We start from the raw sequence: 10964 nt of genomic DNA, 5'->3' as shown, positions 1-10964 counted from the left end.
GACGAGGCCACCTCGACCCGGGCGGCGGCGGCCGCACTGCGCGGCGCCACCGACCCGATCAAACGGGCCAGCCGCGGCGCCGGCAACGCCAGGATCACCCCATCGGCACGCCACTGGGACCCCTCGTCGTCCTGCACCACCCAGTGCAAGCCGTCGCGGTGCAGTTCTTGTGCGGCCGTCGCCACCCAGCGCAGACCACTTTGGGCGAGCAGCTCCCGCAGCAAGACCTCGTAACCGCCATCGATCGCACCGAACACCGGTGTTCCGTTGACCGGTGGCAGCACCGAGCGCACCGCTTCGGTGAGGCTGCGGGCACCATGATCCAGCGCTGCGGCCACCGTCGGCGCCGCCGCTCGCATACCGATCGTCGCCGCGGACCCCGCGTAGACGCCCGACAGCATCGGATCCACCGATCGCGCCACCACCTGCACGCCGAACCGGTCCCCGACCACCGCGGCAACTGTCGGGTCCGCACCCGGCCGCCAATCCAGCGGCCTCGTCGGCTCGACCGCCATCCGGCTCAACGTCACATCGTCGGCCAGGCCCGTCATCGACGCCGCCGAGCTGGGAATGCCGTTGACCGTGCCGACGGGCATGCCGTGCAACCGGCGCTGGCTGTAGATCAGCGGCCGCACACCGGTGGTCCCGACCTGCCGGGACGCAATACCCAGCTCAGCCAGCAGCGCGGGCACCTCAGGCCGACGCACCACAAACGCTTCGGCGCCGACATCCACCGGCTGACCGCCCAGCCGCTCGGTGCGCAGGATCCCGCCGAGCCGATCAGCCGGGTCCAACAGCGTGATCTGGGCGTCGGGACCGTAGGTGCGACGCAACCGGTACGCCGCCGTCAGCCCCGAAACACCGCCACCGACAACAACAAAACTCGAGCTCACAACGAATGCACCAGCGCCACCAGATCGGTGAGCACACCCGGATCGGTGGCCGGCATCACGCCGTGCCCGAGGTTGAAGATGTGCGCGGAGGCGCCGGCCGCGACCGCGTTGCGCCCGTCCTCGACGACCGCACGGGCCCGCTGTTCCACCACATCCCACCCGGCCAACAACGTCACCGGATCCAAGTTGCCCTGCAGAGCAATCCCCGACGGAACCCGACGGGCCGCGTCGGTCAAGGTGGTGCGCCAGTCGACGCCGACAACACCGGCGCCCGCTTCGGCCATGGCACCGAGCAGCTCCGCGGTCCCCACCCCAAAATGGGTCATCGGCACACCGGCAGCGGCAAGGGTGGCAAACACCCGCGACGAGTGCGGCAACACATGGCTGCGGTAGTCGGCCAGCGACAACGTGCCCGCCCACGAGTCGAACACCTGGATGGCGTCCACCCCGGCTGCGACCTGGACCTGCAGGAACGCGATGGTGATGTCGGTCAGCGCCGTCATGAGGGCATGCCAGGTCTGCGGCTCCCCGAACATCATCGCCTTGGTGCGCTCGTGGTTCTTGCTCGGTCCGCCCTCCACCAGATACGACGCCAAGGTGAACGGCGCCCCGGCGAAACCGATCAGCGGCACCTCCCCCAACGCCGCCACCAGCAGCCCGACCGCCTCCGACACCGGCGCGACCTGTTGCGGATCCAACGGTTTGATCGCGGCCACATCGGCTGCGGTCCGGATCGGATGGGCGATCACCGGACCGACGTCGGGCACGATGTCGAGATCGATTCCCGCCCCGAGCAGCGGCACCACGATGTCGGAGAACAGGATCGCGGCGTCCACCCGGTGCCGGCGAACCGGCTGCAAGGTGATCTCGCAGACCAGCTCGGCGTCGAAACAGGCGTCCAGCATGCGGTGGTTGGCGCGCAACTCCCGGTATTCCGGCAGCGACCGGCCGGCCTGCCGCATGAACCAGACCGGCACCCGGCCGGGCACACGGCCGCTGGCGGCGATCAGATAGGGCGAGTCGGGCAGCTCACGACGGGTATTCATCGGGCTCCATGCTGCCATTGCACCGTGCAGTCCCAAAACTGATGTGTTGTCGAGCTGGCGCGCCTGCGCCCACTGCCGGGCAAGTGGGTTTAGCGTCAATGTGTGACTGTGGGCGAGCCTGCTGAATTCCGGGCGGCGGTGGAGGCGATGAATGCCGCCACCGTGCGGGCGGAGATCGAGTTGGGCCCGATCCGGCCGCCGCAACGCCTCGCCCCGTACAGCTACGCCGTCGGCGCCGAGGTCAAACACCCCGATACCGCGCTGGTACCCGAATCGTCCGACGGGGACGCATTCGGCCGGCTGATCCTGCTGCATGACCCCGAAGGCTCCGACGCCTGGGACGGGACGATGCGGCTGGTCGCCTACATCCAAGCCGACCTCGATTCCACCGAAGCCATCGACCCGCTACTGCCCGAGGTGGCCTGGAGCTGGCTTGTTGATGCCCTGGAGGCGCGTGCCGAGCACGTGACCGCCCTCGGCGGGACCGTCACCTCGACCACCTCGGTGCGCTACGGCGACATCTCCGGTCCGCCACGCGCCCACCAACTGGAGCTGCGCGCCTCGTGGACGGCAACCTCGCTGGCACTCGACACCCATGTCCAGGCCTTCTGCGAAGTCCTCGAACACGCGGCCGGACTGCCGCCGGTGGGTATCACCGATCTCGGATCCCGGTCCCGCGCCTGAGATGACGGAACCGGAACCCGACAACGCCCCCGAACCGCTTCCGCTGACCGCCCCCGCTGACGGGGTCCCGGAAGTCTCGGTGACGAAGTACGACATCGCGGAGGCCGCGCAGCTACTCGCCGGCGGCTCCGGCCCGTTTGCCGTCGACGCCGAACGTGCATCGGGCTTCAAGTACTCCAACCGCGCCTACCTGATCCAGATCCGCCGCGCCGGCGCCGGAACCGTGCTGATCGACCCGGTCAGCCACGGCGGCGACAGCCTGGAAGTGCTGAACCCACTGGCCGCGGTACTCGGCACCGACGAATGGATCCTGCACGCCGCCGATCAGGATCTGCCGTGCCTGGCCGAGGTCGGGATGCGACCGCCGGCCCTCTACGACACCGAACTCGCCGGACGGCTGGCCGGATTCGACCGGGTGAACCTGGCCGCCATGGTGGCACGCCTGCTGGGGCTGGGCCTGGCCAAAGGTCACGGCGCCGCCGACTGGTCCAAACGACCACTGCCCGACGACTGGTTGAACTACGCCGCCCTCGATGTGGAAGTGCTCATCGAGCTACGCTCGGCGATCGCAGCCGAACTTGCCGAGCAGGGCAAAACTGACTGGGCTGCACAGGAATTCGATCACCTTCGGACCTTCGAAGCCCAACCCACCCGGCGCGACCGGTGGCGACGCACCTCCGGCATCCACAAAGTGCGCAATCCACGGGCGCTGGCGGCGGTACGCGAACTGTGGACCGTCCGTGACGAGATCGCCCGCCGACGCGATATCGCCCCGGGCCGCATTCTGCCCGACGCCGCGATTGTGAATGCGGCACAAGCGGATCCGAAAAACGTTGAAGAGCTGACGGCCCTGCCGGTGTTCAGCGGACCGAAGCAGCGGCGCCACGCCCAGGTGTGGCTGGGGGCGCTGCGCAGCGCCCGGGAGAACCCGGATCCACCGGCATCCAGCGAACCGCAGAACGGCCCCCCACCGCCGATGCGGTGGAGCAAGCGCAAGCCGGAAGCTGCGGCGCGCCTGGAAGCCGCCCGTGCCGGGCTGGGCGTGCTCTCCGAGCGGGTGACCGTGCCGACCGAAAACCTGCTGTCTCCGGAGTTGGTGCGCCGCCTGTGCTGGGAATGGCGAGATTCGACGGACCGCAACAACATTGCCGACGTGATCGAGGCTTTCCTGCTCGACGGCGGGGCCCGGCAATGGCAGCGTGAGCTGACCACGCCGGTGCTCGCCGCAGCATTCCAGCCGCCGGACTGACATCCGCCGGCCCGCGGGTTTCAACAAATCCCGGTTCGGGAATCCTCCGGCACCGTGCCAACCGGACGGCGCAAGTCGTGAGCACGGAGGGCAGCCCGCGTGGCCGAAAAGCAGGAAACCCAGGACGAGAAGGAACGGCAGCGATTTGCCGATCGGGTGATCAGCATTGCCGAGGACGCGCTCTACTGGGCGATAGCGGCGATACTGCTGGCCGGCGCGGTGGCCCTGCTGGTGTCGCAGGTGATCACCATGCTCACCCTGCTGGACACCCCCACCGGCACCGTCATGCTGGAAATCCTAGACGGCGTGCTGCTGATCTTCATCTTTGTCGAGTTGCTCTACGCCGTCCGCACCAGCCTGCGCTCCCACGAACTCGTCGCCGAGCCGTTCTTGATCGTCGGCATCCTGGCGTGCATCAAGGAGATCGTCGTGCAATCCGTCGAGGCAGCCAAGATCATCGACCAGGGCCCCGAATTCGCCCGCGCCATCGTGCAAACCGGGGTTCTCGGCGCGCTGGTACTGGTGCTGGCCGTATCTGCCTTCATCTTGCGGCTACGACAGCCTGCTACCACCACCGACGGATGACACGCACCCTTGTCCGCCGAAACCCACAAAAGGGCGGGTTCTACTCGCCCTTGTCCGCCGAAACGTCCGTTTCGGCGAGGACTGCCGAGTTGCCCAGAGCCGCGACCCAGCCGGTGATACGGCGGGCGATGTTCTGATCCGTCAGGCCGATCTCGGCGAGCACCTGATTCCGTGAAGCATGCGCCTGGAACTCCTGCGGCACCCCGAGATCACGACACGGCACATCGATCTCGTTGCGTCGCAACAGGGCCGACACCGACGAACCGATTCCGCCCGCGACACCGTTGTCCTCCAACGTCACCACCAGCTTGTGCGCCACGGCAAGCTCGCACAGCACCTCCGGTACCGGAAGAACCCATCGCGGATCGATCACCGTCACACCGATGCCCTGGTCACGCAACCGCTCGGCAACCGAAAGCGCCATCGCCGCAAACGGCCCGACCGCCACCACCAGCACATCGTCGGACAGCCCGTCGGCCGGACAGGCCAACACATCGACTCCCGAGACCCGCTCCAACGCCGGAATGTTGTTGCCGACATCACCCTTCGGGAACCGCAGCGCCGTCGGACCGTCCTTGACGTCCAATGCCTCGCGCAACTCTTCCCGCAACGTCGCCCCGTCGCGGGGCGCGGCAACCCGCATGCCCGGGACGATGTTCAGCATCGACAGGTCCCACATACCGTTGTGGCTGGCGCCGTCGGGACCGGTGATCCCGGCACGGTCCAGCACCATGGTGACCGGCAGCTGGTGCAGCGCAACGTCCATCATCAGCTGGTCGAAAGCGCGGTTCAGGAATGTCGAATAGATGGCCACCACCGGATGCAGGCCGCCCATGGCCAGCCCCGCCGCCGACGTCATGGCGTGCTGTTCGGCGATCCCGACATCGAACAGCCGGTCCGGAAAGCGCTGCCCGAACGCTGCCAGGCCGGTGGGTCCCGGCATCGCAGCGGTGATCGCGACAACATCGCGACGCTTGCGGGCGATCTTGATCAGCTCATCGGAAAACGCAGCGGTCCAGCCCGGCGCCGACACCGTGGTCGCCACCCCGGTCAACGGATCGATGATGCCGGTGGCGTGCATCTGCTCGGCTTCGTCGTTCTCCGCAGGCCCGTAACCCATCCCTTTACGGGTGGCGACGTGCACGATCACCGGCGCCTTGTAACCGCGCGCGTGGCGCAGCGCAGCTTCCACCGCGTGCTCGTCGTGACCGTCGATGGGTCCGACGTACTTGAGCCCGAGATCGGTGAACATCACCTGCGGCGACAAGGCGTCCTTGATCCCGGCCTTGACGCTGTGCATGCACTGATAGCAGAACTCGCCGATCAGCGGCACCCCGCGCACCGCTCCGCGGCCACGCTCCAACACCCGCTCGTAACCGGGCTGAAGGCGCAGCGCCGCCAGGTGGTCGGCCAGCCCGCCGATCGTCGGTGCGTAACTGCGACCGTTGTCATTGACCACGATCACCACCGGACGCCCGGAAGCGGCAATGTTGTTCAGCGCCTCCCAACACATCCCGCCGGTGAGCGCGCCGTCACCGACAACAGCGACAACGTGCCGGTTGCGGTGGCCGGTGAGTTCGAAAGCCTTGGCCAGACCGTCGGCATACGACAACGCCGAACTGGCATGGCTGGACTCCACCCAGTCGTGCTCGCTCTCGTCCCGGCACGGATAACCCGACAGGCCGTCCTTCATCCGGAGCGTGTCGAAGTCCGCACAACGGCCCGTGAGCATCTTGTGGACGTACGCCTGGTGCCCGGTGTCGAAGACAATCGGGTCGTGCGGCGAATCGAACACCCGATGCAAGGCAAGCGTCAGTTCGACGACACCGAGATTGGGGCCTAGATGTCCGCCGGTTGCAGCCACCTTGTGGACCAAGAACTCACGAATCTCGATCGCCAGTTCGCTTAGCTGAGACTGTGAAAGGTGCTGCAGATCAGCGGGACCGCGGATCTGTTCAAGCATTCGGACAGTCTACGCACGCAACCTTGGTTCAGTCGCGACGAGGCGGTTAACCGTCGGGCGCGCCGCCCTGGCCGACGTCTCCGGCCTGCAGACGCTCGGCTCGACGGTAAGCGGCGTTGCGCCTCAGCAACACGACCGCAGCGAGCAGACCAGCCAAAATCGAGCCAGCCAGCACACCAACCTTGACGTCGGCTCCAGGTTGGGTGCCGTAACCGAAGGCCAGCTCACCGATCAGCAGCGACACCGTGAACCCGATGCCGGCCAGCAGCGATACCCCGAGGACATCCCGCCACGCAAGGTCGTCATGGAGGGCGGCGCGGCTGAATCGGACCAGCAGCGACGTCGTCACCAGGATTCCGATGGGTTTGCCGAGCACCAGACCTGCGATCACCCCCAGGGTGACCGGCCGGGTCAGCGCCTCACCGAGACCGGACAACCCACCCACCGTGACCCCGGCGGCAAAGAAGGCGAACACCGGTACCGCCACCCCGGCCGACACCGGCTGCAGCAGGTGTTCACAACGCTGGGCGGCTCGATGACGACCCAGTGCCGGGACCGTGAAACCGAGCACCACCCCGGCGACTGTGGCGTGCACCCCGCTGGCGTGCACCAGCGCCCAGGCCGCGACAGCCAGCGGCACCAACACCCACCACCGTCCGTAGCCGCGCTGCACGGCCAGGCCGAACAACACGATCGGGACCACGGCCAGGGCAAGCGGCCCCGGAGAGAGATGATCGGTGTAGACGACCGCGATGACGGTGATGGCAAGCAGATCGTCGACCACCGCCAACGTCAGCAGAAAGGTGCGCAGCGCGCTCGGCAGATGGGTGGAGATCACCGCCAGCACCGCCAGCGCAAACGCGATATCGGTGGCGGTCGGCACCGCCCAGCCCGCCAGCAACCCGCCCGCGGAACCCTGATTGACCGCCACATAGATCGCCGCGGGCACCACCATGCCTCCGACCGCAGCCAGGACCGGCAGGGCCGCCCGGGCCGGATCCCGCAGATCGCCGGCCACGAACTCCCGTTTGAGTTCCACACCGACAACAAAGAAGAAGATGGCCAGCAGTCCGTCGGCGGCCCAGGCTGCCACCGACAGATCCAGGTGCAGTGCGGCGGGCCCGATCCGGAATTCGGAGATCTGGCGGTACCACTGCGACCACGGCGAGTTGGCCCACACCAGAGCAGCCCCGGCGGCCACCAGGAGCAGCACCCCACCCACGGTCTCGCGCCGCAGGACATCGGCGGTCCGTCGGGCGGCGCGCCCTGAACCACGGACAAGAGGTTCCAGCACCGGTGTCACTCCTCGGTCGACGACAGCACAAACTGACCGCCGACCAGACTTCCCGGCACACCTAGGCGCTGAGTCTAGCTACGCGTCAGCAGCGCCACACATTCGACGTGATGTGTCAGCGGGAAGGCATCGAACACCGCCAGCTCCTGCACCTCATAGCCGTGGCCGCGATACAAGCCCACATCGCGGGCGAATGCGGCAGCTTCACAACCGATGTGCACCACCCGTGACACGCCGGCCGCGGCGATCGTGTCGATGATCTCGCGGCCGGCCCCGGTGCGCGGCGGATCCAGCACGGCGATATCGGCGGCCTGCTGCTGGGTGGCCAGGGCACGGCGCACCGACTCGGTGACAAAACTGACCTGTGGCCGGTCCGCCAAAGCCGTCCGGCCGGCCCGAGATCCCGACCGCGACGTGTCGACGCTCAGCACGTGCCCCTGTTCGCCGACCTCGTCGGCCAGGGCCGCGGCGAACACGCCGGCACCGCCGTAGAGATCCCACGCCGTCATCCCGGGCCCGGCCGCCGCCCACTGCGCCACCAGCTCGCTGTAGTGGGTGGCGGCGTCGCGGTGTGCCTGCCAGAACGCGGTGGCCGGAAGCCGCCACTGGCGCTGCCCGACCCGCTGCACCGTCTCGTAGTCCCCCTCCACCGCGCGGGTGCGCCGCTGCGGGCCACCACACACCACGTGCCGGTCGCCGTTGTCGTCGAGCACAACGTGCACCTGATCCCCGGCGCGGATCGCATCCTCGGGCAAATCTGCCAACATGGCGTCGGGCAGCTGGGCGCAGTGCAGGTCGGTGACCAGCTCGGCGCTGTGATACCGATGGAATCCCGGCCGCCCGTCTTTCCCGGCTTCCAGGCGCACCCGGGTGCGCCATCCCGTCGCCGCGCCGGTCCCGATCGGCCGCGCGGTGCCCGACCACTCGAATCCGCCGAGTCGCTGCAGCTGGTTGGCCACCACGTCACCTTTGAGGGCACGAGCCGCTTCGGGGTCGACAAAAGCCAGGTCGCAGCATCCGGAGCCGTCCACGCCCGCGATCGGACACAACGACGGCACCCGATCCGCAGAGGGTTCGATGACCTCGAGAACCTCGGCATGCCAATAGGATCCACGCTCGTCGGTGACCCGGACCCGGACCGTCTCACCGGGTAGCGCGTACCGCACGAACACCACGCGGCCATCGTGGCGAGCCACGCAGCTCCCACCGTTGGCGGCCGCGCCGACGGTCACTGTCAGTTCGCTCATTCCAGGAATCCCCGGCGCGCGTCTCCGGGCGCCGACTGTGGTGTCAACTTCTTGAGCCTCTCCGACGAATTCAGTTGCCATGGAACGGAAGTGACCATGACATTGGGTTCAAACAGCAGTCTGCCCTTGAGCCGTAACGCGCTCTGGTTGTGCAATACCTGCTCCCACCAGTGCCCCACTACGTACTCGGGGATGAATACCGTGACCACCGTACGCGGCGATTCCTTGCCGATGCGTTTGACATAGTCGAGCACCGGACGGGTGATCTCACGGTATGGGGACGCGATCACCTTCAGAGGCACCGTGATGTCACTGTCCTCCCACTTGCGCACCAGCTCGCGGGTCTCGCCATCATCGACACTGACGGTGATGGCCTCCAGGGTGTCCGGCCGCGTGGCCCGCGCGTACGACAGCGCACGCAAGGTCGGCAGGTGCAGTTTGGACACCAGGACAACGGCATGGTTACGGCTGGGCAGCACCACCCCACCGTCCTGTTCGGCTTCCTGTTCGGCCAGCTCCCTGGCCACCGCATCGTAGTGCTTGCGGATCAGCTTCATCAGCACGAACAACGATGTCATCGCCACGATCGCGATCCAGGCACCGGCGACGAACTTGGTGATCAGCACCACCACCAGAACGGAGCCGGTGCACAGCAGCCCGACGGTGTTGACGATCCGCGAGCGCATCATCTTGGACCTGATCTGCCCGTCGGTCTCGTTGCGCAGCAACCGAGTCCAATGCCGGACCATGCCGATCTGGCTCAATGTGAAGGACACGAACACCCCGACGATGTACAGCTGGATCAGGGCGGTGACCTCGGCGTCGAACGCGATGATGAACGCGATCGCCGCCAACGCCAGGAACAGGATGCCGTTGGAGAACGCCAACCTGTCGCCGCGGGTGTGCAGCTGTCGCGGCAGGTAGCGATCCTGCGCCAGGATCGAACCCAACACCGGGAACCCGTTGAACGCGGTGTTGGCGGCCAGGACCAGGATCAATGCGGTGACGACCGTGATCGCCACGAAGCCCAGGTGGAAGCTGCCGAACACCGTTTCGGCCAGCTGCGCCACCAACGTTTTCTGGTGATACCCCTCGGGCGCACCACCCAGCTGGGTGGCCGGGTCGTCGACGATCTGCACGCTGACCTTCTCGGCCAGCAAGATGATGCCCATCAGCAGCGTCACGGCGATCCCGCCGAGCAGCAGCAGCGTGGTCGCCGCGTTGCGGGACTTGGGTTTCCGGAATGCCGGCACACCGTTGCTGATGGCCTCCACCCCGGTCAGCGCCGCGCACCCCGACGAGAACGCCCGGGCCACCAGGAACACCATCGCCAGCCCCAGTACGTCATCGCTTTCGGCATGCATCTCGAAAGCGGCCGACTCGGCCTGCAACGGGTCACCGAGGACATAGATCCGGAACAGGCCCCAGCCGAGCATGACGAACATGCCAACGATGAACGCGTAGGTGGGAATGGCAAATGCGGTACCGGACTCTCGGATACCGCGCAGGTTGATCGCCATCAACAACAGAATCGCCAGCACCGCGAACACCGTCTTGTGCTGCGCGACAAACGGCACCGCCGAACCGATGTTGGACATCGCCGAGGCCATCGACACCGCGACCGTCAGCACGTAGTCCACCATCAGCGCGCTGGCCACGGTGAGGCCCGCCGTCGGCCCCAGGTTGGTGGTGACCACTTCGTAGTCGCCACCGCCCGACGGGTAGGCGTGCACGTTCTGCCGGTAGCTGGCGACCACCACCAGCATCACGAACGCGACGGCCAGTCCGATCCACGGTGTCATCGAGTAGGCGGTCAGCCCGGCGACCGAGAGCACCAGGAAGATCTCCTCCGGCGCGTACGCGACCGACGACATCGCGTCGGAGGCGAACACCGGCAGAGCGATCCGCTTGGGCAGCAGCGTGTGGCCGAGCTTGTCGCTACGGAACGGCCGACCCAGAACCAACCGGCGCGCGGCGGTCGAAAGCTTGGACACGAGGTCCAA

General features: G+C 67.3%; 9 protein-coding genes. 3 read left to right on the top strand and 6 right to left on the bottom strand.

Annotated features, from left to right (window positions below; translation table 11 throughout):
* The coding region (locus tag WBB07_RS17400) for a protoporphyrinogen/coproporphyrinogen oxidase (protein WP_526309645.1) at positions 1-893 on the bottom strand (893 nt) is incomplete at its 3' end.
* On the bottom strand, positions 890-1939 hold the full coding sequence (gene hemE, locus WBB07_RS17395; protein WP_526309644.1) for a uroporphyrinogen decarboxylase: 1050 nt from the start codon (positions 1937-1939) through the stop codon (positions 890-892). The genes WBB07_RS17400 and hemE, both read right to left, overlap by 4 nt.
* Before the next feature lie 147 nt (positions 1940-2086).
* Between hemE and WBB07_RS17390 the strand changes: the two genes are divergently transcribed.
* From WBB07_RS17390 to WBB07_RS17380, 3 genes are all read left to right on the top strand, one after another.
* Positions 2087-2623 carry a DUF3000 family protein gene (locus WBB07_RS17390; protein WP_526309648.1) on the top strand — a complete coding sequence of 179 codons (537 nt, stop codon included), beginning with the start codon at positions 2087-2089 and terminating at the stop codon, positions 2621-2623.
* 1 nt (position 2624) lies between these two features.
* A complete protein-coding gene (locus WBB07_RS17385) occupies positions 2625-3872 on the top strand; it encodes an HRDC domain-containing protein (protein ID WP_526309643.1) in 1248 nt (415 codons plus the stop codon).
* A gap of 99 nt (positions 3873-3971) precedes the next feature.
* Complete coding sequence (locus WBB07_RS17380) at positions 3972-4457, top strand: phosphate-starvation-inducible PsiE family protein (RefSeq protein ID WP_526309642.1); 486 nt, start codon at positions 3972-3974, stop codon at positions 4455-4457.
* 40 nt (positions 4458-4497) lie between these two features.
* On the opposite strand, the gene dxs is transcribed toward WBB07_RS17380, so the two are convergent.
* From dxs to WBB07_RS17360, 4 genes are all read right to left on the bottom strand, one after another.
* Positions 4498-6420 carry a 1-deoxy-D-xylulose-5-phosphate synthase gene (dxs, locus tag WBB07_RS17375; protein ID WP_526309641.1) on the bottom strand — a complete coding sequence of 641 codons (1923 nt, stop codon included), beginning with the start codon at positions 6418-6420 and terminating at the stop codon, positions 4498-4500.
* A gap of 46 nt (positions 6421-6466) precedes the next feature.
* Complete coding sequence (gene nhaA, locus WBB07_RS17370) at positions 6467-7723, bottom strand: Na+/H+ antiporter NhaA (protein ID WP_526309640.1); 1257 nt, start codon at positions 7721-7723, stop codon at positions 6467-6469.
* Between the two features lie 65 nt (positions 7724-7788).
* Positions 7789-8961, bottom strand: a complete 1173-nt coding sequence (locus tag WBB07_RS17365; protein WP_526309639.1) for a class I SAM-dependent RNA methyltransferase — start codon at positions 8959-8961, stop codon at positions 7789-7791.
* Positions 8958-10955, bottom strand: a complete 1998-nt coding sequence (locus WBB07_RS17360) for an amino acid permease (RefSeq protein WP_526309638.1) — start codon at positions 10953-10955, stop codon at positions 8958-8960. Before WBB07_RS17360 ends, WBB07_RS17365 begins: the two co-directional genes overlap by 4 nt.
* Positions 10956-10964: the final 9 nt, after the last annotated feature.

Source organism: Mycobacterium sp., from assembly GCF_049647605.1.
Lineage (GTDB): Bacteria > Actinomycetota > Actinomycetes > Mycobacteriales > Mycobacteriaceae > Mycobacterium.
The sequence above is the reverse complement of the archived record's forward strand: the minus strand, read 5'-3'. Positions and strand labels throughout refer to the sequence as shown.